General features: G+C 57.3%; 16 protein-coding genes. 2 read left to right on the top strand and 14 right to left on the bottom strand.

What is annotated here, in order from left to right; translation table 11 throughout:
• Nucleotides 1-4 precede the first annotated feature (4 nt).
• Entirely contained in the window at nt 5-484 is a 480-nt protein-coding gene (locus tag SDENCHOL_RS07240) for a glutathione peroxidase (protein WP_154716618.1), read from the top strand.
• A gap of 227 nt (nt 485-711) precedes the next feature.
• On the opposite strand, the gene SDENCHOL_RS07235 is transcribed toward SDENCHOL_RS07240, so the two are convergent.
• The 13 genes from SDENCHOL_RS07235 to SDENCHOL_RS07175 form a co-directional block, all read right to left on the bottom strand.
• Nucleotides 712-1,050, bottom strand: coding sequence for a c-type cytochrome (locus SDENCHOL_RS07235; RefSeq protein WP_154716617.1), 339 nt, complete (start codon nt 1,048-1,050; stop codon nt 712-714).
• Nucleotides 1,051-1,198: 148 nt separating this feature from the next.
• Entirely contained in the window at nt 1,199-2,854 is a 1,656-nt protein-coding gene (locus tag SDENCHOL_RS07230) for a methyl-accepting chemotaxis protein (protein ID WP_172955023.1), read from the bottom strand.
• A gap of 124 nt (nt 2,855-2,978) precedes the next feature.
• Nucleotides 2,979-3,221 carry a hypothetical protein gene (locus tag SDENCHOL_RS07225; RefSeq protein WP_154716615.1) on the bottom strand — a complete coding sequence of 81 codons (243 nt, stop codon included), beginning with the start codon at nt 3,219-3,221 and terminating at the stop codon, nt 2,979-2,981.
• A gap of 102 nt (nt 3,222-3,323) precedes the next feature.
• Nucleotides 3,324-13,172: a putative Ig domain-containing protein gene (locus SDENCHOL_RS14470; RefSeq protein ID WP_154716614.1), complete on the bottom strand. Its 9,849-nt coding sequence runs from the start codon at nt 13,170-13,172 to the stop codon at nt 3,324-3,326.
• Entirely contained in the window at nt 13,169-13,630 is a 462-nt protein-coding gene (locus SDENCHOL_RS07215) for a hypothetical protein (protein WP_154716613.1), read from the bottom strand. Before SDENCHOL_RS07215 ends, SDENCHOL_RS14470 begins: the two co-directional genes overlap by 4 nt.
• Nucleotides 13,627-15,867 (bottom strand): hypothetical protein, encoded by a 2,241-nt coding sequence (locus SDENCHOL_RS14630; RefSeq protein WP_154716612.1) that lies wholly within the window; start codon nt 15,865-15,867, stop codon nt 13,627-13,629. Before SDENCHOL_RS14630 ends, SDENCHOL_RS07215 begins: the two co-directional genes overlap by 4 nt.
• Before the next feature lie 3 nt (nt 15,868-15,870).
• On the bottom strand, nt 15,871-16,392 hold the full coding sequence (locus SDENCHOL_RS07205; RefSeq protein WP_154716611.1) for a hypothetical protein: 522 nt from the start codon (nt 16,390-16,392) through the stop codon (nt 15,871-15,873).
• A complete protein-coding gene (locus SDENCHOL_RS07200; RefSeq protein ID WP_154716610.1) occupies nt 16,389-16,649 on the bottom strand; it encodes a hypothetical protein in 261 nt (86 codons plus the stop codon). Before SDENCHOL_RS07200 ends, SDENCHOL_RS07205 begins: the two co-directional genes overlap by 4 nt.
• A gap of 2 nt (nt 16,650-16,651) precedes the next feature.
• Nucleotides 16,652-17,110, bottom strand: coding sequence for a hypothetical protein (locus SDENCHOL_RS07195; RefSeq protein ID WP_154716609.1), 459 nt, complete (start codon nt 17,108-17,110; stop codon nt 16,652-16,654).
• Nucleotides 17,107-21,039 (bottom strand): calcium-binding protein, encoded by a 3,933-nt coding sequence (locus SDENCHOL_RS07190; RefSeq protein ID WP_154716608.1) that lies wholly within the window; start codon nt 21,037-21,039, stop codon nt 17,107-17,109. The genes SDENCHOL_RS07195 and SDENCHOL_RS07190 overlap by 4 nt, the downstream gene beginning before the upstream one ends.
• 1 nt (nt 21,040) lies before the next feature.
• Entirely contained in the window at nt 21,041-21,595 is a 555-nt protein-coding gene (locus SDENCHOL_RS07185; protein ID WP_154716607.1) for a hypothetical protein, read from the bottom strand.
• A gap of 163 nt (nt 21,596-21,758) precedes the next feature.
• Nucleotides 21,759-22,286: a hypothetical protein gene (locus SDENCHOL_RS07180; protein ID WP_154716606.1), complete on the bottom strand. Its 528-nt coding sequence runs from the start codon at nt 22,284-22,286 to the stop codon at nt 21,759-21,761.
• Nucleotides 22,283-22,489 carry a hypothetical protein gene (locus SDENCHOL_RS07175; protein WP_154716605.1) on the bottom strand — a complete coding sequence of 69 codons (207 nt, stop codon included), beginning with the start codon at nt 22,487-22,489 and terminating at the stop codon, nt 22,283-22,285. Before SDENCHOL_RS07175 ends, SDENCHOL_RS07180 begins: the two co-directional genes overlap by 4 nt.
• 347 nt (nt 22,490-22,836) lie before the next feature.
• On the opposite strand from SDENCHOL_RS07175, the gene SDENCHOL_RS07170 reads away from it, so the two are divergent.
• Nucleotides 22,837-23,184 carry a hypothetical protein gene (locus SDENCHOL_RS07170; RefSeq protein WP_154716604.1) on the top strand — a complete coding sequence of 116 codons (348 nt, stop codon included), beginning with the start codon at nt 22,837-22,839 and terminating at the stop codon, nt 23,182-23,184.
• On the opposite strand, the gene nagZ is transcribed toward SDENCHOL_RS07170, so the two are convergent.
• On the bottom strand, nt 23,165-24,184 hold the full coding sequence (gene nagZ / locus SDENCHOL_RS07165; protein ID WP_197706951.1) for a beta-N-acetylhexosaminidase: 1,020 nt from the start codon (nt 24,182-24,184) through the stop codon (nt 23,165-23,167). The two genes, SDENCHOL_RS07170 and nagZ, sit on opposite strands and share 20 nt — an antisense overlap.
• Nucleotides 24,185-24,205 lie beyond the last annotated feature (21 nt).

Raw genomic sequence — 24,205 nt, 5'->3', positions numbered from 1 at the left:
TGCCATGGAAAAGTTTCACGACATCAGCGTCAAAGCCATCGACGGCCGGGACGTCAACCTTGCCGACTATGCCGGCAAGGTCGTGCTGGTGGTGAACACCGCCAGCAAATGCGGCTTCACGCCGCAATACGACGGCCTCGAAGCGCTCTACGAAAAATACCGCGAGCGCGGCTTCGTCGTGCTCGGCTTCCCCTGCAACCAGTTCGGCGCGCAGGAACCCGGCAGCGAACAACAGATCGCCGAATTCTGCGAGACGCGCTTCAACATCGCCTTTCCGATGTTCGCCAAGATCGACGTGAATGGCCCCAACGCCCATCCGCTCTACCGGCACCTGAAGGCCGCCAGGCCCGGCGTGTTCAATACCGAAGGCATCAAGTGGAACTTCACCAAGTTCCTCATCGACCGCAACGGCAACGTCGTCGAACGCTACGCCCCAGCCACCAAACCGGAAGACCTCGCCGCAGCCATCGAAGCCCTGCTCTGAGGCCAATGCTGCAGCAGCGGACTGGCAGACAAACCGAGGGAAGCTCACTTCAGAATCAGATCCTTGGGCGTTTCCCTGGCGCCGTCCGCGTCGGCGGCAAAGACGGCGCCAGCAAGTGTCTCGGAGACTTCATCATCCCCACAACCCTATGTGTTCGGTTGGGAGCGACGGCCGGTGGCTACGCCCCCGTTGTCTGCTGCTGCAGTCGGTGCTGGTACTCCTAGTACTTAAAGCGAAAGAATCCAGTCGATCAGATTCTTCATTTCGGCCTTGTCCTTGGTTTCGATGATCTTGTGGTCTTCTTCGGAACCGTCTTCAAGCTTCACTTTCGGGCCGGTGGTAATGTGCAGGACGATTTTTTCCTCCGCATCGGCACGCCCCTTGTATTTCTCGGCGACCTTCTTGTACGAGGGGCCTCTCTTGGTTTTGTCGACGGCGTGGCACTTGAAGCAGTCGTTCTTCTTGGCCAGCGCCCTGGCGGCGTTTTCGTCGAAAGCGTGAGCGGACGAGACCATGAAAATGACGCTGACGGCGGCGCCAAGCAGGGTGTTGAATGTGGATTTCATTGGAGTTTGCTTTCCTGGGAAATGAATGCGAAACAAAAATGGGCGACCACTGCTTTACTTCACTGCTACTACTATCCGGTGGATTTCATGACCGAATCAGTTGGTTGCCGGCGGAACGGCGTGAGGATATGTCCTTCGCTACGTTTGGTCAGACCTTGAAAACCGTGACCGCATCGTCAACCTGCTTGGCAATATTGTGCAGATGCTCGACATCTTTTGCCATTGATTGCGCAACATCGAGGTTCTCATCCGTGACACCGGCAATCTGCTCGACGTTTCGCGCGATCTCCTGGGATGCGGTGTTTTGCTCGCGCAAGGCGTGGGAGATATCGCCAAAGGATTCCGCAACCCTGGCGGATTGCTGACGGATTTCGGCGATCTTTTCTCCAGCCAGCCCCGCGAGTTTCTGACCATCCGCGACATTTTCCACGACATCCTTGATCTCGCGGAGAGCATCATCGGTGCGGGACTGGATGTTGCCGATCATCGTGGAGATTTCCATGGTGGATTTGGATGTGCGCTCGGCCAGTTTGCGCACTTCATCCGCGACCACGGCAAAACCGCGCCCTGATTCGCCGGCCCGCGCCGCCTCGATGGCCGCATTCAACGCCAGCAAGTTGGTTTGGTCGGCGACTTCCCGGATAACCTGCACCACCGAGTCAATCTCGCGCGACTGCATGCCCAACGCTTCCATGGCATCGAAAGCTTCACGGACCGAATTCGATATCTGTCCCATTCCGGCAACCGTTTCGTTGATGATCTGGCCACCCAGATCGGAAACCGCCTGCGAGGTACGGGAGATCGCCAGCGCGCTCTCGGCATTGTCCGACACGTGACTGATGCTGACCGACATTTCTTCGATGGCGGCAGCCATTGCCCCGCTTGAATCACTCTGATTCGAAGACCCGTCGACCACCTTCCGCGAAGCGGAGGCGACGTTGTCGGAAGCCTGCCGCAGGCGGGAAACCGTCAGATGGATATCCCTGAAGGAGTTCTGGATCTGCTCCAGCATGTTGTTGAATGCCTTCGTGGTCTGCCCGATCTCGTCGCTAGTGGTCGAGGGCAGGCGCCGTGTCAGGTCATGCTCCTTCTCGATCAGGGCAATACCGTCACGCATGATCCGCAGCGGTTTGATGATGGAGTGCCGGGTAATCAGGGTGATGGTAATGAACAGTAGAACCTGGATGGCCACAAAGCTGCCCCATATCCAGATATTGCCGCGCCTGACCGAGGCAACGACATTCGAGATATCCAACGTCACGCTCGCGGCGCCCAGCACGGCGCCCTCGTCGACCCCATGACACATGAGACACCGGGTGCCGCGAAAGTTTTCCATGGCGATGAAGGGAACCACGGCTCTCAGCGTGGATACGCCTTCCGGATTCCAGTCGATCTTGTATTCAGGTTTGCCGTTGGCGAGAACGCTGCGATCCATGTCATCGACCGGATATTCCTGCGGCAGGCCCTCGGGAAACTCGGTATCGAGTTGCTCGCTCCGAATAATCCGCACTTCAGTGACGTTTTCCGAGGTACCCAGCTTTTCGATGAAAAGTCCGCGCGCCTGTCGGTCGCTGATGACGTCCTCCTTGCCAATCTTCGTCACCATCAATGTATTCAAGCCATTGATGGCTCCATCCGCGATCACCCGTGCGCGCTCTTCGGCGGTATCGGTGGCAAGCTTCTCCATCTGCATGGAAACCCACGCCAGGGATATCCCAAGCAGTACAAACAGGAATACCTGGATCAGGATCAGAAACTTCGCCTGCATGCCCAGATTGCCCCACCATCCTGAATCGCTTTTCATGCATTTCTCCCCAAGTGCGAATCGCATTCGCACACATCAACAGGCCGAGTCAGGGTTTGGATCGTGAGATACGGCAGGGCTGGATATTGATCCAGCCCTGAAGAATCTGTCAAGTGACCAAGCGCTACCGTCCGCTGGATTTCATAACAGGATCAATTGGTTGCCGACGGACTGATTTTCTTTGTTCGGCGCGGCATTTGCATTGATCCAACGTAATTTTCTCGAAAATATTCGTTTCTACGAGATGCAGAACAATCTGCATGGCGAAGATCGGCCCCTTCAATCCCAAGCCAATATCGGCCGGGATCAGTCTTGTCTTCCAGCCGCAGGCACCGCATCCGCTGCCTGCCCATGGGATGCGCATCATCGATACTTGCGCATCCCATGGGCCTGACGGCTTACCATGACAGCTTGCTCAGCCCTTCCTTGATGCCGCTGAGGCCCTTGAGAAGGGTACCTGCGCCGCCGCTCAGCGAGACGGCATCGATGCCGCCGCGCGCGCTCTGGAGGCTGCTTTGCATCCAGCCCGCCAGACCGGAGAGGTCGGCGCCCCTTGGTTGACGTGCTCCCAGGCCGGCGCGTCCTGGCGTTCGGCATCGAGGCGGTTCAAGGCCTGGGTCAGCGCGGCCCACTGGCCTGCCACATCGTCGATGGCCTGGCCATGACCGGTTTGCTCATCCCATTGCCCGCTCCATTCCTCGATCCAGCGGGGATCGAGCACAGGCAGGGCCGAACGAATCGACTGGGCGGACAGGTCATCGCGCTTGAAGCTGTCGAGGAATCGCGCCAATGGATCATCGTCACGTTCCGATCCTTGCTTGAGGTTCGGTTGGTTCGGTTGGCCAAGCTGCCCCAGCAAGCTGCCCACGCCGGCGAGTAGCGCATCGACAACGTTGCCGTTGTCCACGCTTTCGTTGCCCTGGGCGGCGGCCGGCACCACGGTCTTGCTGCCAAAGCTGATCTTGAATACATCCGAGGCATTTGATTGCGCACCCTGACCATCGCTGGCGGTGATGCGCACGTCGATGCTGCCCAAGGTAATGGCCGGGGCGGTGCCGCTGAAGGTCTGCGTCGCGGCGTCGAACTTGAGCCAGGCCGGCAGCGCCTTGCCGTTGGATAGCGTTGCCGTGTAGCTCAGCGTGTCGTTGCGGTCGGCGTCCTTGAAGCTGCCCGCGGGCATCTGCCACGAGAAGGCTTTGCCCCTGGCGAGTTGTACGTCGGCGAGGCAGCGCGCCAGTTCGGGCGCATCGTTCGTGCCCTGCACGGTCACCGTCAATGCGCCGTTGCTGCGCTGGCTGCCGTCGCTGGCCAGGTAGCCGAAGGTTTCCGTGAGCGTCTCGCCTGCGCCCAGCCCCTGCACCTTGGCGGAGAAGTTGTCGAGCACATAGGCGTAGGCGCCGTTGGGCAGCAAGGTCAGCAGGCCGTATTCGCCACAGCGGATGCCGGGGTCGGCCACATGCAGATGCCCGCCTTCCGGGTCGCGGTCGTTGTCGAGCACATTGCCCCAGGTCAGCAGCTTGCGGTCCTCGATCAGGCTGGCGGTATCCGTGGTGGTGATCGGCGCCTGGTTGCCGCCGCCGGATTCGACGGCCAGGGTAAAGGTCTGGCTGGCCTGCGCGCCCGCCAGGTCGGTGGCGGTAACCCGCAGGACATGGTTGCCTGCCGAGGACGGGGTGCCGCTGAAGGTGCCGGTGGCTGCGTCGAAGGCGAGCCAACCGGGCAGCGTGCTGCCGTCGGACAGGGTGGCCGAGTAGGCCAGCACGTCCCCCGCATCGACATCGACGAAAGCCGTACCGGGCAGTTGCCAGCTCAGCGCCGTGCCCGCACGTCCGCTCTGGTTCGCCAGCGGCGTGCCGACTTCGGGAGCATCGTTGACGTTGGCCACGCCGATGGCGAAAGTCTGGCTCGCCTGTGCGCCGGCCACGTCAGCGGCCGTCAAGCGCACGGAGACGCTGCCCACGTCGCCATTGGCCGGGGTGCCGCTGAAGCTGCGCATCGCCGCATCGAACTGGAGCCACGACGGCAGCGCCAAGCCGTCGGCCTGGGTGGCCGAGAGGGTTAACACGTCGCCTGCATCGACATCGTGGAAAGCATCCTGCGGCACGGTGAAGGCAAACGGCGTGTCTTCGGTCGCTTGCTGGGCGGCAATGAGCGTGCCGGTTTCCGGGGTGTCGTTGGTGTTCTGCACCGTGACGTGGAAGCTGTGCAGGCTCGATGCGCCCAGCGTGTCCATGCCTTGCACGATGACGTCGAACTCGCCCACGTCGTCGTTGTCCGGCGTGCCAAACAGGGTACGCGTGGCGGCCTCGTACTGCAGCCAGTCCGGCTGCGTCTCGTAACCCGATACCGTCACCCGGGTCAGGATGTCGTCGCCATTGGCATCGATGAACAGGTCGTCGGGCAAACGCAGACTGAAGGCCGCGTCTTCCAGGGCAACCTGATCGTCGATGGGATTGGCCACTTCCGGCGCGCGGTTCATGAACTCGCGCAGTGTGACGGCGGTGCCGTCGGCGAACTCGAAGGTGTCGATCACCGTGCCAGCGCTCGCGCCATCCGGAGCGTAGTTCCTCACGCGCACCATGTCGCCATCGGCACCGTAGCGAACGAGCAAATCGTCACCGTCCAACGCCACTTGCACGTCCTCGCGGGCGATGCCCGCGCCGAAGGTGAGCATGTTGCCGATACCCGCATCGAGGTCATCCTCGATGACGTCCTCGCCATCGCCCAGATTGACCACGTAGGCGTCACGCTGGGCGCCGCCGCGCAACACATCGTTGCCCAAGCCGCCGGTAAGCACGTCTTCGCCGTCGCCGGACTCCATGACATCGTCGCCGTCGTAGCCGTAGAGACGGTCGCCGACGTTGGTGCCTGCCAGCACGTTACCCGCGTTGTCGCCCTCGACCACAAAAGTCCAGGACACCAGGGTGGCGTAATCCACCACCGTGCCATCGGCGAACTCGAAGTGCTCGATGGCGTGATTGCCCAGCACATCCCGCGGATCGAATCCGGTCAGCCGCACGACGTCGCCCGCATCGCCGTAGGGGATGAGCAGCATGTGGCCACCGTTGCCATCTGCCTCGAAGCGCAGGTTGTTGCGCATCGCGTTGGGATCGATGCCGGGGCCGAAGCGCAGGACGTTGCCGGCATCGGGCACGGCAATATCGTCGATAAAAATCTCGCCATCCCCGATGTTGACGACGTAAATATTTTGCGCATGATCGCCGTAGCGCACGCCGCGTGCCAGCAACTCATCGAAGGACAGCGTGATGTCTTCCCAAGGCAGGCTGATTTCTGCAACCGGCGCCTGCATGCCCGGTGCGCGCGGATCGAAGCCGGCAAAGCGGATCGAATCGCCCTCTTCATTCAGATGCAGCACCAGATCGCGGCCATCGAAGGCCAGATACAGGGCATCGGGATTGATCTCCCCCGTCAATTCAAGGCGGTTGACGTCCTGCGCCCGCCAGGTTTCGACGATAGTCGTCTGAGCCGGCCCCGATCCCCACTCCTTGTGGATGCTGTAGGTATCCGAACCAAGGCCACCCGCCAGGAAATCCGAACCGCCCTCACCGTAAATCACGTCGTCACCCGCGCCGCCGATCAAAGTATCGGCGAACGGCGTGCCATGCAGCCAACCACCTTCATCACCCACCGTTTCGGTCTTGCCGGTCGGCTCGATGGTACCCGCCACGATTTCAGTGCCGTCGGTAAAGCGAATGACATCCACCGAACGGGTTTTCGTGGCACGCCCCGGCATGTAACCGCGCAGGATGACCTTGTCGCCCGGACGGTTGGCAAACTTGATTACCAGATCGCCGTTTTCTTCCGAATAGCGCAAATCTTCGGGACGGATGCCCGGCCCGAAGTTCAGAGCGTTGGGCGCATCGTCAAGAACGTAATAACCACCGCCTCCATCGCCGCCCCAGCCACCATATCCAGCATCCTCCCCTACTTCCCCTGGGCGGCTCAGCATGAGGTGATCATCGTCGATGATGGTCACGCCGTCACCCGCCTGATAAACATAGGTGTCTCCGCCCTGTTTGCCATAAAGCGCATCCTGCCCCGTGCCACCCATCAGGGTATCCGCCCCCCAACCGCCGTAGATGACGTCATCACCCGTGCCGCCGTCGAGCACATCATCACCCTCGCCGCCATCGATTAGGTCGTTACCGTCACTGCCGAAAATGGCGTCATCACCCCCTAGACCCAGCACGATGTCGTTACCCGCGCCAGCATCCAGCATATCGCCCGCCGCCGTGCCATAGAGCACGTCATCGCCACTGGTCGGCGCATTGTGAGCCAGATTCGGCACCGCAAAAACATCGCCCGACTGCGCATAAGCAATGGCCTCCAATCCCCCCGCCGGGGTGGCCTTGCCGGTCAGCTCGAAACCTGTGCCATCAAAGACAAGCGGCGTCTGCAGAAGGTTGGTCAAAAGCGGCATGCGATGCGCCTCTAGCCAACCAATAAAATCGAACACCCTGACCCGGCCATCACTATCGATGAACTGGAGACGTTCCAGATCGATCGACAACCCATCCTCATATTCTCCCTCCAGCCGGACGGAACCGCCCTTCCCACCGTCAACCAGCAGAGTGATGTCGCTTCGACTAAGAACGACGCTCAACATCTCCGGTCGGATCGAGCTTCCAAAAGACAGGGTGTCCAGGCCTTCGCCCGCGTTCAGCGTGTCATTGCCTTCGCCATAGTTGAAAGCGATCGTGTCGTCACCGGCACCCGTAGAAATCCCGTCGTCACCCCATCCCCCCGCCACGAGGTCATCACCCGCAGCAAGCCAAATTTCATCCTGACCACCGCGTGCCTGCACGTTTATTGGCATACAAGTGTAATCATGGAACCCTTCGCCAATCTCGCTGCCGAGCCAGGTCATTGCCGGGCCTGTCAAGCGGGTCTGATGGCCCAGTTTGCCGGCATCCGCTCGCGCCAGAAGATCGTCCAGCGTCCAGACCGTACCATCGGCAAACCGGAAATGCTGAAGAGAGCCTTGATAGAGATCGCTCCAGGTCCAGTCCAAGTCTCTATCCCACTTCTCCAAGGAAAGATATCGTCCGTTGACAGTCACGATCAACGCATCGCCATGGCCTGTACCGATCGCGAGAAGTTCATACCCTTCGGCAGGGGTGCCCAACTGTACGGTGATGTCTTCTGGCCGAATCCCGGCGCCAAAAACCACCGTATCCTCGGCATCGCTTCGGTTCAAAATGACGATCCTGTCAACGCCCGAACCCCGCTCGAAATGAAAGGTATTTCTCCCACCGCCGCCGAATAACTCATCATCTCCCTGGCCACCATCAAGTGTATCGTTACCAGCAGAGCCATAAAGATAATCGTCGCCAGCACCTCCAATCATCAGCAGGTCACCGTCATCAGCCTGAATCTGGCCGCTTACCCAACCAAATATGACGTCGCCGCCCACGCCACCAAACAACAAATCATTTCCATCACCACCAATCAGTGTATCCCTGCCACCACCACTGACCAGCCAGTCATCTCCCGCCCCTCCATTCAGGTAGTCATTGCCTGCACCACCATCCAGAAGATCATTTCCGTCACCACCATCCAGATAATCATTACCAGCCACCCCTTGCAACGCCCACTGAAACGGCTTGCCATTTACGATGACATAACCGTACTCACCATACAGTCGATCGTTGCCCGCGCCGCCATAGAGCACATCATTCCCGCCCCCACCGTGCAGTAAATCTTCACCCGCATTGCCGATCAGGGTGTCATTGCCGCCATGACTCAAGGCCTGGCTTGTTCTCTTGGTACTTTTCCAGAGATCGTTCCCATCGCCCAGTGTCGTGTAATAAATTTCATCTTCGCGCCCGGCCTCGATACCCATCACCTGATTCCAAACCGCACCAGCAGACAACGTCGAGCCATCGGCAAACTCAAAAGGCTCGAGTCGCCACTGGGCATCAACCCAATTCTTCAGGCGAACCGTATCGCCGGACGCAATGAGCTTGACGACCAGATCATTCCCTTCACGAGCGAACCGGACACCGTTCTGCGTCACCCCTGCCTTGAACTGAAAGCGAGCACCGGATGCATCTCCGAGATCAATCGTGTCGTGACCATCGCCGACACCAAAACGGTAAGTACTCTGAGGCATCATTTTGATGTAGTCGTTGCCGGCCCCGCCATCAATCACACCGTTGAACCAACCAACGATCACATCATCCCCCGCACTACCTGTATAAGTGCGTTGGGCCAGTTCAGCGCGATCCCAGACCGTGCCATTGGCAAAGTGCAGTGCATCAATCCCTGACCAGTAATTTAGCATTTGGCCCCGAACGACAAAGTAATCCCCACCGCTCAGACCAATAAGCAGATCGCCAAGTACCGTCATACGCACAGTAACGTCCTGCGGTGTAATGCTCGCATCAAGCGCCAGGGCTTGTCCCGGCTGGTTGAAGCCGGTCTTCCCTTTGATTTCCACCCCTTTGCCGTGCAGCGAGAGCCCGCCATCCGCCGATGGGCTGCCGGCCTCCGAACCACCCAATCCGGCAACTGGCCGACTGGCCAGCAAGGCCTTGAAATCCACCACGCTGCCGTCGGCAAACACGAAGCGTTCAATCGGCAAACTGGGTTGTGTTGACGTCAGATTCACTCCCGCAATCTCGACGCTTTCGTCCTCACTGATCTGAAGGCGCAGCGTTTTGCTGTCTTTGTCGTACGTCAGCGTCAGCATATCGAGCGTAATGCCAGCCCCAAATTCAAGGCTGCTGGGCAACGCTCCGCCATGACTGGTTTGAGCGCTTTGTTCAACAATCCGGTCATGACCATCACCGCGCCGGTAAACATAGGTGTTGCCACCGCCGTCACCGGCTAGCGTGTCATCGCCCAGCCCGCCCGCAAACCAGCTACCGCCGCCCAGACCGATTAAATGGTCGTTCCCCGCCCCACCGACCAACTGGCTGCCCGGCGTCGTACTCATCTGCCCGCTGGGTGTCTTGAGATACCGGTTGATCAAATCCGACCAGCTCAGTGTCTGGTCGGCAAACTGGTAAGTGCTGATCCCTCCCAACATGCCATGAGCCACGCTGACGGCCTGCGTTTCCTGGTTCCAAGACAAAATCAACTCATTGCCACGCTTTATCAGACCAATCTCACCAACCGACACCGAAAGCACCAGTCGATTCGTCCCCAGGTTGTCATCAATCGCTTCCAGATGGTTCGTGACCGGTGCTTCGTCGGCATGGATGATGTAGGTGTCGTTGCCCGCCCCGCCATTCAAGTAATCCGTTCCCGCCCCACCGACCAGAACATCATCGCCGCCATCGCCCCACAAGTTGTCGCTACCTTCGCCGCCGTAAAGGACATCATTCCCCTCTCCGCCCGCTAACTTGTCGTTGCCGGAACCACCATCCAGCAGATCATCCCCTTCTTCACCCAACAGTTCATCTTCACCCGTACCGCCATAGAGCGTGTCTCGTCCTTCGCCACCTTCCAGATGATCATTGCCGGAACCACCGTCCAGAAAGTCGTCGCCACCATTCCCCCAGAGGAAATCATCGCCGTCCCCGCCATAAAGTTCATCGTCGCCGTGGAAAGCCTTGTTGAGTGAGATCGCCGTACCCGCATCGCCATACAGCAGGTCGTCGCCGCTCCCGCCGTACAGCACATCATCATTCCCCTGGCCCATCAGAGTGTCATTGCCGGCACCACCATACAGCGTGTCCTTGCCGTGGTACTGCCCGCCGAGAATATCCACGAAGTGATCACCGAAGAGCACATCATCGTCGTCTCCGCCGTGCAATTCGTCATGGCCACCCCCGCCGTAGAGCACATCATTGCCACTGCCCCCATAGAGCACATCGTTGCCGTGATCCCTCAACGGCGTACTTGTCACGTCATCATCATCCCCATCCAGGGTATCGTTGCCTCGGCCGCCGAACAGGACATCGTTGCCTGCACCACCAAAAAGAATGTCCGCTTCGTCACCCTCGTCATCCCGGCCATCGCCACCGAACAGCACATCGTCACCATAACCGCCACGCAGGAGATCAGCACCAGCGCCACCCAGCAAGGTGTCATTCCCCCCATTCCCCCAAAGAATGTCTTGCCCGGCCCCGCCATCGAGATAATCGTTTCCTCCTGCTTTCCCCGCCCCCCAGTCATATAAATCAGACCCATCCGGCCCAATTCCCCTATTAACAATGACAACACCATCTGTCGTGTTGTAGTTGAAATTGCCCGAATAATATATTTCGCCTTGTGCCGTGTAGTAGGGGCCATTCAGCCACCAACTCGGGCGATCCGGCTCGGACTCATCCCACTCTTTTACCCAGGTCACCGTCAAGTCACCAAACAGGAAATCGTTGCCCTCTCCCCCGAACAAACGATCCTTGCCTCGCCCGCCAGCCAGCAGATCGCTCTTCGCGCCGCCGGTCAGTTGATTATCGGAACCATCGCCCACAAACAAGGTGCCTTGTTTTCCCTCGTACGTTACCTTGGGGTCCGACTTGACCGGAGGCGCTTCCGCCCCCTCCAGCGTGATCCCCAAATGCCCAGACTGCCAGCGGTTAACCTGTATCGTGCCGTCCGGACAACTGATCAATAAACATTGGTAGGTTTCACCGTTCTCCGTAACCTGGCTCACAGTGTAGGTAAAGATCATTTCGCCCGATTTCTGTTGCCAGACCGACCCGGATTCAACAACCGCTCCACCCCCCGTCAACTGGATTCCGGCGTAGAAAATGCGATCCTGGCCTGCCGAATCCTCAATGATGTCCACACCATCGCCACTGTTGAAAACATAAATGTCATTGCCCGCGCCGCCTTTCAGAATGTCGTTGCCCTTGCCACCCTCCAAGGTGTCATCGCCAAAGCCGCCTTCCAGATAATCGTTACCGCCAAGACCGCGCAGTGTGTCTTTGCCGCCTCCGCCATAGATTCGATCTCCCTTGTCGCCACCCAGCAGCACGCCATCGTCCGTTTCCTTGCCGAAGATCATTTTGCGGGCATCGCCCGTCAGACCGAACAGGCCGCTGTTGATGTCCAGTGAGTAAGGGAGAAATCCGGTCGCGCCCCTGAGCGTCCTGTCCTCGGCAACCCACTGCTCGCCCCCTGCATCCGAAATGGCCGTCGTGTCCTGAGTATTGGCTTTCATTACCCAGGACAGGAAACGGGCGCGGTCGGCAAGCCATTCGTCGGTGATCTGGCCGCCGCCAGTGGCGGGGTCGTAGAGGTCAAGTTCACCGGCCTGGTTGTGCTGGCTGTAGTCGGCACCAAGAAAGACGAAGGGATTGCCGAATTTCAGGGCGTAGCGGTAGGCGAGCGCGTCCGGGCTACTCTTTGCCAGAGCAATAAGGCTTTCAGGTGCCAAGGCAGTGAAGGGTACGACTCCGGATTGACCAACGAGGGATTGGTAGGCATTGCTGGCCTGCAAATCGCGAAGATTGCCGTAGAGCTTGTCTCGATCACCCTCGGGGGTGCGGGGCGCACCCTGACCCAGCAAAATCAGGCGCAACGCGTCAAGCGCGCTTTCCAGTGTGAGATCGCTCTGATTGCTTGCCGCGGTGAGCAAGCCGGAAATCTGATCCAGACCAAGTGCCGGATTCAGGCTGGAATAAAGGGCATACACCGCAAAAGCATCGGCCAGCCTGACAACGCTGTGGTTCCCTGGCCCCACTACACCGCCGGGCGCGGCCTCGATGTGGATCATCTTCGGCGGTGCCAATTGCGCACCGAGTCCCGTGATGAGGGAAAACCCCTCGCTGCTACGGAAATTGTGGATGTCGCTGACCAAGGCCACGTGCTCCAGCCCCAGCGCCGTTTTAAGCGCATCGAAAGCATTGCCAACGGCACCGCCGACACCCGGTGCGTTGTACATATAGACCGAGCCGTTGCGAAACCATGAACCGATCGCCGCCGCCAGATAGCCGCCCAGGCTGTGTCCTGCGACCGTAAAATTCGCGGACAGCGTTCCCGAATCCAGCCACGTCTGAATCTGACTTTGCAGCGCAACAAACTGCGGATTGACAAATGAAGGAAAACCCGACGCAAGTATGGCATCCGCCAAAATATCGGCTGCCCCCAGTTCTGTACCCCTCACAGCCAGATAGCGAATGCCCGGCTTCCCGATTTCTTCAAATACCGTCGCCGCCGCTCCGTTTGAAAATTCAATGCTGTCAATGACAACCCAACGTTGCGAGAACTCGGTTGCTTGCGTGGAGGACATCCCAATAACTTGAAGAGCATCAGTGTAAACCTTGCCTGATATTCCGCTTGTGAGGCTTGCATATGCAGCAAGAGCCAAATCGGCCTGATTAGCAAAATCGCTGATTGCAGTCACTTTTCACTCCTTTCTGTAAAAATCGATTTTTCCAAATCCATAGGGATATCCATGTCATAACACGAAAAATGAGAAGGATGCCAAGGACCAGGAATATCGCCGCCAACCCTCGTATATCTGATTGATTCCCCCAATACTTTTCCGTCACTGCGGCGAACCACCTTGGTATGGCTCCGCCACATATTTGGGCCGTCGTACGGATCGCCTTTTCTGAAATAGGTATCCTCGTCATCGTAGTAATACTCGTCGGATGGTTTCGCATCTTTCTTTGTCGGAATTCTTATGTTCCCGTACTGATCAAATTTCTCAGGAGGCAACGTCACTTTTTCATAAACTTTAATGCCTCCATCCTTAGCACATAGTTCCCGCACCTCTGCATCAAGGCGGTATTTTTCACAACCGGTCAGCGACACAAGTGCCAAACCTGAAAATACAAAAGAAGCTAGAAATTTCCTCATGCCGCCATCCTCCAAAATTCCTGATTGGCGGAAATCACAATGGATTTATCGCTCAGATTGACGATCTGTTTCTCGCCAGCCACAAGCGGCAATTCCTCGTAGCCCCCCAACAGGAAATCGTTACCCTCTCCTCCGAGCAAACGATCCTCGCCGCGCCCACCGGCCAGCAAGTCGTTTTTCGCACCACCAACCAGTTGGTTATCAAAATCATCGCCCACGAACAAGGTGCCTTGTTCACTCTCGTACGTCTCTTTGGGGCCAGACTTGGCCGGGGGCGCTTCCGCCCCCTCCAGCGTGATCCCCAAATGCCCAGACTGCCAGCGGTTAACCTGTATCGTGCCGTCCGGACAACTGATCAATAAACATTGGTAGGTTTCACCGTTCTCCGTAACCTGGCTCACAGTGTAGGTAAAGATCATTTCGCCCGATTTCTGCTGCCAGACCGACCCGGATTCAACAATCGCTCCGCCCCCTGTCAACTGGATTCCGGCGTAGAAAATGCGATCCTGGCCTGCCGAATCCTCAATGATGTCCACACCATCGCCACTGTTGAAAACATAAATGTCATTGCCCGCGCCGCCTTTCAGAATGTCGTTGCCCTTGCCACCCTCCAAGGTGTCATCGCCAAAGCCGCCTTCCAGGTAATCACGCCCATCACCACCGTTCAGCGTGTCGTTGCCGGCACCGCCATACAAATGGTCGCCTTGGCTACCGCCCGTAATGGTGTCGCTGCCTTCGCCCCCGAAAACGATGCGCTGCGGGTCGAGCGTGGTCTGACCAACCTTCACGGCAAGGCCACTACCAACATCGGTGTAGCGCACGCCGTCGTTGCCCGTCGAATCGACCTGGAAAACCCCGCCCGTGGCAACCAGATCCGCCGTCCTCGCCTGGTTGAACGCAACGAGCAGCGCGGCACGATCGGCAAGCCATGATTCGGTGAGCTGCCCGCTGCCGGTCACCGGGTCGTAGAGGTCAAGCTCACCGGCTTGATTGTGCTGGCTGTAGTCGAGTCCGAGAACGGCGAAGGGGTTGAGCTCCTTGAGCGCGTAGCGGGTAGCCAAGGCGTCGGGATTGGTGGTTGCGGCAGCGGCAAGCGTAGCGGCCATACCGGCGATGGGAATGATTTTCAGCGTGCCAGCCAGATTGCGTTGCTCGGTTGTTGCGTTGATCGCAGCAATGGCTTGATAGAGTGCATCCCGGTTGTCGTTGCCGATGGGCAGAGGGGAGTCGCCGAGACCGAGCACCCGTTCGATGGCATCGACAATCCCCTCCAGGCTGGCGGCGGTGCCACTCACCGCGGCATTGAGGATGCTCTTGTAGGCATTGGTGGAAAGCGCAGGATCGAGAACGGCCAGCAGCGCATAGACGGCGAGACTGTCGGTGAGGGTCTGCTGGCTGTGGTTGAAGGCAGCCTGGAAAGTGGGTTCGTCAGAATTGAATTGCTTTTCGATGGCAACATCCACCGGCGTCCCCGGCCGGCTGTGCAGTTTGGCGATGGCATTCCACGGCGGGCTGCCGATGGCTGCTTCATCAGCAATGACGTTGGTGATGTCACCGCCAGTGGGCACCGAACCGCCCAGGGCTGCAAAGAAGGCGCGATTGGTGGCTTTATCGATGAAGCCGGGAGCATTGAAAACGGTGACCGAGCCAGCGTCGCTCGGAAACAAGGTGCTGAAGGCCATGGCCAGATGGCCGCCCAGGCTGTGACCGGTAACATCGAGCCTGTGGTCGGGATCACCCGCCAAGGCGCTCACCAGTTCCCCTGTGCCAGCAACCGGCGCTTCGATCTTCAGCCACAGAATGCCAAACTGAAATCCATCGTGAGGGTCGAGAGGCCCGGGGACGATCTTGTATTGAATTGCAGTTTCGTTCGTCGGCGTCGTGGCTCGTTGCCACCAGTTCACCATCGCGACGATCTGATCGTAGCCTGCTCCATACACTGCAATATCGCTGTCGGTGCTCAGATCGTTCGACGTTCCCGTCAATTCCGCCGTGCCACGGATTGCCAAGGTCAGATTGCCGCCAGCATCCTTGAATACCGTCGCGCTGAAACTCGTGCCGCTATCGTTGTATTGGGTAACGACGGCATAGGTTTGGGCAAATTGGGTGGCTTGGGTGGAGGACAATCCTCTTCCATCATCCTGTAACACGGTGGAGTTTGGAATTCCAGGAAGCAAATTGGCATAGGAGGCCAAGGCCAATTCAGCTTGTGTAAAATATTTTTGAATATAGTTCATGGATCACTCCTTGTTTGAGCGAATAAATACTTGCATTAGAAGAGGAATATCGCCGTAATCTTTTGGGCAGTGGAAACTTGTGCCATGCGATGGACTGGGTAAATCACCACCACCACGGCCATATGAAATACTTTCGCCAATTAATTTTCCATCTAAGCGACGAATAACCTTAATGTGATATCGCGCCATCTGGGGGTTGCCCTTGCGGTAATAAAAAATATCTGAGACAAAAACGTAATCTGCCCCTAAAGCGTTTTCCCCTTGGGTTGGCCTGTAGAAATTCGGCTGCCCCCATTCGTTGAACTTCTCTGGCGGCAACTTCATGGTTTCATAAACCTTGATACCGCCATCTTTCGCACACATTTCCCTGACCTTCGCATCCCAATACGCCTTGCGTCCTTCATAGAAACCCAGTGTCAATAGCGGAGCAAGAACAAGGAGCAAAACAATCAGTATCCATGGTTTGATCGCACCAGATTGGGCGGCGCAGTGAAATCGGCGCCGCAGTCGCATGGTTTTTGTCATGCCGACACCCTCCATGCACCATTTGCAGCCATCCGAGTCAGATTTCCACCAGCATCCTTGAATACCGTCGCGCTGAAACTCGTGCCGCTATCGGTGTATTGGGTGAGAACAGTATAGTTACTGGCGAATAGTTCGGCTTGCTTGTCAGATAGTCCTGCTTCTTTGAGATGCTCCGTATTCGAGTTGCCTTGAGAGAGTGAAGCATATGCCGCGAGGGCCAATTCGGCAGAACGGAGATATTTTGCAATATTTGTCATGTTCATTTCCTGTCAGATGTCTGTTGAAAAATTCGCATTAATAGAGGAACGTCACCACGATCTTCAGGGCAGCCAAAAGATGAATCATGTGCCGGCCCTGGAAGATCTCCACCTCGGCGAGAATAGCTGGTCGATACACCGAGAGTTTTTTCGTCGATTCGGCGAATTACCTGTATATGCGTCTTCCACATTTCAGGGTTACCCTGTCGGTAGTAGATAACTTTTTTCTTGAATACGTAATCTACCCCGAGCGCATTTTCTCCCTGATCTGGCCTATAGAAATTCGGCTGCCCCCATTCGTTGAATTTTTCGGGTGGCAACTCCACGGTTTCATAAACCTTGATGCCGCCATCAATGGCACACAACCGCCGAGCCTCTGCATCAAGTTGGTATTTTTCACAGCCTGTCAGCGATACGAGCGCCAAACCGGCAAATACAAAAAACGCCAGAAATTTCCTCATGCTGCCATCCTCCAAAATCCTTGATTGGCAGGAATATTGACGATCTGTTTCTCGCCAGCCGCAAGCGGCAATTCTTCGTGGTCACCCAACAGGAAATCGTTACCCTCTCCTCCGAGCAAACGATCCTCACCTCGCCCGCCGGCCAGCAGATCGCTCTTCGCACCGCCAACCAGTTGATTGCCAGAAGCATCGCCCACGAACAAGGTGCCTTGTTTTCCCTCGTACGTCTCTTTGGGGCCAGACTTGGCCGGGGGCGCTCCCGCACCCTCCAGCACGATCCCCAAATCTCCAGCCTGCCAGCGGTTAACCTGGATCGTGCCGTCCGGACCGCTGATCGATAACCGTGGGTAGGTTTCACCGTTCTCCGTCACCTGGCTCACAGTGTAGGTAAAGATCATTTCGCCCGATTTCTGCTGCCAGACCGACCCGGATTCAACAATCGCTCCGCCCCCCGTCAACTGGATTCCGGCGTAGAAAATGCGATCTTGGCCTGCCGAATCCTCAATGATGTCCACACCATCGCCACTGTTGAAAACATAAATGTCGCTGCCCGCGCTACCGACCAGCGTGTCGTTGCCTTCGCGGCCATGGAGCGTGCTGTCCTTTTCGGTGCCGGTCAGCACATCATCGCCCGGCGAACCGTAGAGGATTTCCTGATCTTCGCTCACACCGAGCTTGTCGAACACGTCGCTCACATTGAGCCTTGCGCCGTTGTCGAAGTCGAAACGGTCAATGCGCTGCCAACTGTAATTGTTGAACCAGGCCTTGATGCGCACCGCATCGCCCGAAGTGGCGACGGTGGCGATCAGATCCTTGCCGTCGCGGGCAAAGCTCACATCGTTCTGGCCGATACCCGGCTTGAACAGCAGGCGACCATAGGTTGGTTCGATTACGTCCTGGCCGTCGCCCACGCCGAACAGATAGGTGTCATCGCCGCCCAGGTTCTGGAAGTGGTCGTTGCCCGCGCCGCCATCCAGAATGTCGTCTTCGTAACTGCCGACGATCACGTCATTGCCGTCGGTCGCCGCCAGCGCGCGGGCGGCCAGCGCAGCCCGATCCCACACCGTGCCGTCGGCAAAGCGCAGTTGTTCGATGCCCCGCTCGAGCGACCAGGTATCCGCCTGACCGCGCACGGTCAGGCGGCTGCCATCGGACAGGGTGATCGTCATGTCGCCTTGCATCGTCCAGCGCACGGTGACATCGGCAGGTGTGACGCCAGCGCCCAGCGCCACCGTGTCCTCGCCAGCCGTGTAGCCCTCGTCGATCATGTCCAGGCCGTCGCCCAGGCCGAAGTGGTAGGTGTCGGAACCCGAGCCGCCCGCCAACGTGTCATTGCCTGCACCACCCGCCAGCACATCATCCCGCCCGTTGAAGCCGCGCAGTTCGTCGTTGCCGGCGCCGCCCAGCAGGCTGAGCGACTTGATCGTTTCCGCATCCCACCGCGTGCCATCGGCAAAGACGATTTCCTCCACCGCATGGCGGTTGCTCTCGTTGAAATGGTTCTTCACGGTGAGCGTCTCGCCGGTGTCGCGAATGGTGAGTTTCAGGTCGTCGCTGATCAGCCGGCCATTCATCGTGCGCACCCGCGCCAGGTGCACGTCCTCCGGGGAAATTCCCGCCTTGAACTCGATGCGGTCGGTCTCGCCTTGAATCCACGTGTCCTCGATAATGAGGTCGTGACCGTCACCACGGCCGAAACGGTAGGTGTCGGAACCAGTGCCACCTTCCAGCACATCATCGCCTGCGCCGCCATCGATCACGTCATCTCGCTTGTTGAAGCCATGCAACTCATCATTACCGGCTTCACCCAGCAAAATGCTGGACTTGATCATTTCCACATCCCACCGCGTGCCGTCTGCAAAAACGATTTCCTCTACCGCATAGTGGTCGTTTTCGCTGAAATGGTTTTTGACGGTCAACGTCTCGCCGGTATCGCGAATAGTGATTTTCAGGTCGTCGCTGACCCGCCAGCCATTCACGGTACTCACCCGCGCCAGGTGCACATCCTCCGGAGAAATCCCAGCCTTGAATTCGATACGGTCAATCTCGCTTGGACCCCACGAATAATCTTCGACAATGGTGTCGTGGCCGTCGCCACGGCCAAAACGGTAGGTGTCGGAACCAGAGCCGCCACGCAACTCATCGTTACCTCCACGCCCATCAAGTACGTCATTGCCGCCTAGGGCGTCGAGCAAATCATCGAAATTGCTGCCACGTAGTACGTCACTGCCTTCTGTAGGTGTACTGCCTGGAGTCCAGCCAGCCAGTGCCACACTCATGGTTTGCACTACATCGGCACCCAGTGACACAAGAGCAGCTTTGAAACCCACCACATCCAACCGCTTGAGTAGCCCTGTACCTTTAAGCGTGTGCAGAAAGTCCCTCAACGCAGTGAGTCCCGTCTCGCGGTCAATCTGGATTTGTTCTGTCAAAGCGGCGGCCACTGCAGACAAGTCTCCCACGATTCCTCCGACAACCTCATCCCAACGGTAGGCGACTTTCTGGAGCAGCGGTTTAAGATGACTTTCCGCCATGAGCTGGCCATAGACCAATCCCTTGAGTTCATCCCAAGCGGCCAACAACACAGGCGCGGCTCGGCCATGCGGGTTGGGATCACGCGTTCCCCAGCACCAGACACCTACCCATTCCTCGCCCATGAACTCTTCCAAGGCTTCGAGCTTACGGGCGTCCCCTATAGCGTTGCCGTAAATCATGGTCGCGGCACGGCTCATCGGATCGACATCCTGCACACCTGCCCAGTGGTAGATGATCTGCGTGACCAGCGTGTCCCGATCTTCAGGCGCTGTGGCTTGGGTGAATGCTGTAACCAGCGCCTTGAGTTCGCCCGTGGCATCCATCGCCATGGCCTGGCGCAGGTCGCGCACCTTGCCGTAACCCTGCGCGTCGGGAAGTGCGGCGATATTTTCCGGAACGTTTACCCACTCGGTTGGCACACTGTAGATGGTATCGGTCTTGACCCACACATCGGTAGCGGTGTGGGTCTGGCCATCGGTAGTGGTGTAGCTGCCCACCTGTTTGTGGGCGTTGCCCTGTGCATCGACGTAGCTGGAATTCGTATAGGTCAAATTGATAGACTGGACACCGACCTCTGCCAGGGTGAGCAGTTCCCCTGTATCTGTGTGGCCATTGCTGTTGGTATCTTTCCAGACGCGCAGTTCCGAAAATGCTACGTCGTTAGCATCGATCACACGATCGGCGTTGACGTCGAGCTCCGTCAACGCCTCAAAGCCATTTGCGGCCTTGCTGCCGTTTTCTAGCAGGGTTTCGGAGCCGAAAAGCTCGCGCCCTGAGTCGACTTTGCCGTTGCCGTTTATGTCGCGCACCAAGAGGCCGTCATCCCTGCCGATCCAGCCCGTACGCTCGGCAAAGCCGTCAGCGGCGTGGTCGAACAGGACCCCGTGGGCGACCGATATCGTTTCGATGCCGTCGCCGTCTAGGTCGAAGGCGATTGGGGAGGGGATAGTGGAAGCGTTTTCGGTTTTTTTCTTAATATCTTCAGCCTTGGAGGAATCCGATGGATACCCGTCGTAGTCATCACCATACCGGACCCGAGGATCACTCGGGTTGCGCATCAGATCGCCCCGATCAAGCGCATCCTTGACACGACGGGCGCTATCTTCCTTGCTTGTCGACTCTCTTCCAATTTCTCTCCCCCTAGCGTTGTTCCAGAGGTCCATGTTGGCTTCCCCATCGAAGAAGCCCCCTGGCCGCTTGAGTTCATTTGCATCTCCCAGTAAACGTGCCCAGCCCTCACCATACTCTCTGGTCATCTCAGCACTTGCATAAGCATGGCGGAAAGCATCCCAGTCCTCATTGTGGGCGCCTGCCGGGTCAAGCCCAAATTGGTGCGCGGCTTCGTTTGCTTCACTTGTATAACGAGCCAAATCAGAATAATTTGGAACAGGCATGTCAATCTCCTGGTTGAACGTTAATAACGATCTTTTTATTACCCCCTCCCCCTAATAGGGGTGCTCCTCCTATCAAAACTGATTTCTTGGAAAAGATAATTGACCTTGTTGCGACACAATTTTTCCCTTCATATGCCGGCCGAGGTGAAATTAGTGGAGTTTTAGCGGTATTAAACCTGACAAATCGAAGCCCATCGCTTGTCTTCACGATAAGGTGCCAGTAATTTTCTTGTCCTACCAGTCGGTATTTTCCAAGAAAATCATTAACGGGAATTACTTTGTCACTATCTGGTGTTACCCTTCCTTCATAAGCGCCTAATACACAGAAGCCTTCCAATTCCTTTCCCGCTAAAACCGTTTTTATACGGAGAAGTTCAGTTAGGCTTTTACTTTCGTAAAAATTGCTGACCTTTTCTTTAAGATCTTTGATTATTAAATGCTCGGGCTCTGGTGGATTGCACCCAAAAATACTTAGTGGTATTAGGGTAATGCAGGTTGCTTGCACTAGTCCTGCCGATTTTTTTAGTACTTTGACTAATGGAATTGGGGCGATCATTGTGACTCCTATTTTATCAAACCCATATATATGGAGTTTTCTTTATATTCAGAGGAGTACAATTGCTGTCTGTTTAGCTGAGGCAGCAATTGTTCCATTGATCGCATCCGCTTGCCGCCTAAATTGCTGAGAATAAGTGTTACGGTGGTTGGGTTAGACATTTTTACTCTTCTCCAAAAATTGTGGAGCGTAACTGACGAGAAATACAGAGAAATGTAATTGACAAACAAAATACTATTGACAAGCCATAAATTCCCTGCCATAGAGTACGGTTACTGTCTGTAAGCCATGCTTTCACTTTTGTGTTGTCGATCGATATGGTTCTACTTGTATCCATTAAAATGGATTTGATTATTCCACGTCTCGGCCCTACCTCAATAGCTTCAATTTGTTTGGCTGAATGCCACATTTTCCAGTACTTTTCATCACTACAAACCAATGTCCCCAGACCATTACAATCGGAGAAAAACATTTTTCCTTCACTGTCGGCAACAATAATGGTAGCCGGGGATCTTGCAGCTCCAGAAACCCGAAATTTGACATCATGAAAAATTTTAGGAATCGGTTCTGGATACCGAATCGAATCACTCCATATACCGTAAGCAAGAAATGGAATTAACACTACTAAAGAGCCAATGGTACAAATCTGTGATAGTTCATAAACTCTATCAATCGCTTGTTTGTTGATCACATTTCCTCCCTCACTAAAATCACATACACCGCATACCTGTCCATATTCATCATCTTATTCACCAGTAAGCCCTTGGGCATCTGAAGGTTGATGAAAATCATCACGGCTTTGTCCTTGAGCCGGTTGACGGTCTGGGCGAAACACTCGGCAGTCACATTGCCGCCCTCCAGCTTTGATTCGCTGCTGTGTCGTCCCGCCAGCACCGAGCTTCATTGATAGCGCCGTTCGCGTTTGTTTATCGTTGGTTTGCCGCCCAACCCACTGCATCGTCTGCGTTTCCATGTTGTTGTTATTCGTTCTTCGCTAGCGCAAGGGTCGGTCTTGCGCCTCTTGCCGGGAGGCTCGCTCGCCTGACGATGAGTCTCGATTTGCAGGCCGCCAGATTACCTGAGGCACGATGCCATTTCAATATGGCGAAAGTTATAGATTTGCATCCCGCATGAGATCTGCGTCACGCCGCTTGCGCCCAGCTTGCGTCATTTGCCGCCGTGGGTTTGTGTATTGGCCCAGGAAAAACCTGCTCGGGCGTTAACCTTGAAGGAGGTTAACAATGAGCATGGTGATGGAAGGAAAAATCAAGCCTTGGACAGCCAAGCGCAAGAGCGCGCTGGTGATTCAAATTCCGCAGGGCAAGATTACGGTGTCGAAAGCAAGCCGTGCGTTTGATCTGCCGCCCTCGGAGATCGAAACCTGGATGGATGAAGCCGCTCTTTGGCAGACAAGGAACCGAGGGAAGCTCAGTCCTGAGATGGGCAGAATGGCAACATTGCCGCCGGTAGAGCGGCCAGCCCCCCCAAACAGGCTGCCGGGGAAAATTGGTTTTCCGTCAGCCCTGCGCAGCGGCGCAGGGGTGCAGCGGCGTAGCGTCGATTACGCCATCACGCCAGACTGGAAATGAGCTGACGCCCCCGCTGCCAGACGGCATCCTGCGCTAGGGCTGCCCAGACGGGTGCCGGGCCGCATGGAAGCAGGCGAGCGATGCGCTGGCTGCTTTCCCGGAAGCGTGCGTCGTCCTGCGCGGGCTGCCAGCGCGCCAGGATTGCTGCAACCGCATCGGCATCGTTGCAGATCAGCAGCATGTCGCAACCCGCCGCCCAGGCGGCTTCGGCGCGAGCGACGATGTCGCCGGCGACGCTGGCGCCTTCCATGGACAGATCGTCGCTGAAGATCACGCCGTCGAAGTTCAGCTCCTCGCGGAGTATCTTCAGCCAGCGTGAGGAAAAGCCTGCCGGCTGCGCATCGACACAAGGATAGATGACATGCGCCGGCATCACGCCGTCGAGCGCCAGGCCGCGATACGGCGCCATGTCCTCGGCCAGCTCGTCCAGGCTGCGCTCATCGCGTGGGATCGCCACGTGCGAATCGGCGGCAACGTGGCCATGGCCGGGAAAGTGTTTGCCGCAGGCGATCATGCCGGCCTGGTGCAGGCCGTCGATCAGGGCGCCGGCCAGCGCGGCCACGACCCGCGGGTCGCGGTGAAAGGCGCGATTGCCGATGACTTCACTGGCACCGTAGTCCAGATCCAGCACCGGCGCGAAGGACAGGTCGACGCCCCGCGCCCGCAGCTCCGTGGCCAATACGTAGCCGATGTCATGGGCTGCCGCCAGCGCGGCTTCCGGCTCCCTGTCCCACCAGTCGCCGAGCGCGCGCATCGGCGGCAGACAGGTGAAGCCCTCGCGAAAACGCTGGACGCGGCCGCCTTCGTGATCCACCGCGATGGGCAGCGGCGGCGTGCGCAAGGCGTGAATCTCGGCGCACAGGCAGGTCAATTGTTCCGGATTCTCATAGTTGCGCGCAAACAGGATCATGCCGCCAACCAGCGGATGGGACAGGCGCTGGCGATCCAGTTCGGTCAACTCGATGCCGGCGATGTCGATCATCAATGGCCCAAGGGGCAAGGACAAGGGGCGGTGCATGGA

It is taken from the genome of Sterolibacterium denitrificans (assembly GCF_900174485.1).
Taxonomy (GTDB): domain Bacteria; phylum Pseudomonadota; class Gammaproteobacteria; order Burkholderiales; family Rhodocyclaceae; genus Sterolibacterium; species Sterolibacterium denitrificans.
The sequence above is the reverse complement of the archived record's forward strand: the minus strand, read 5'-3'. Positions and strand labels throughout refer to the sequence as shown.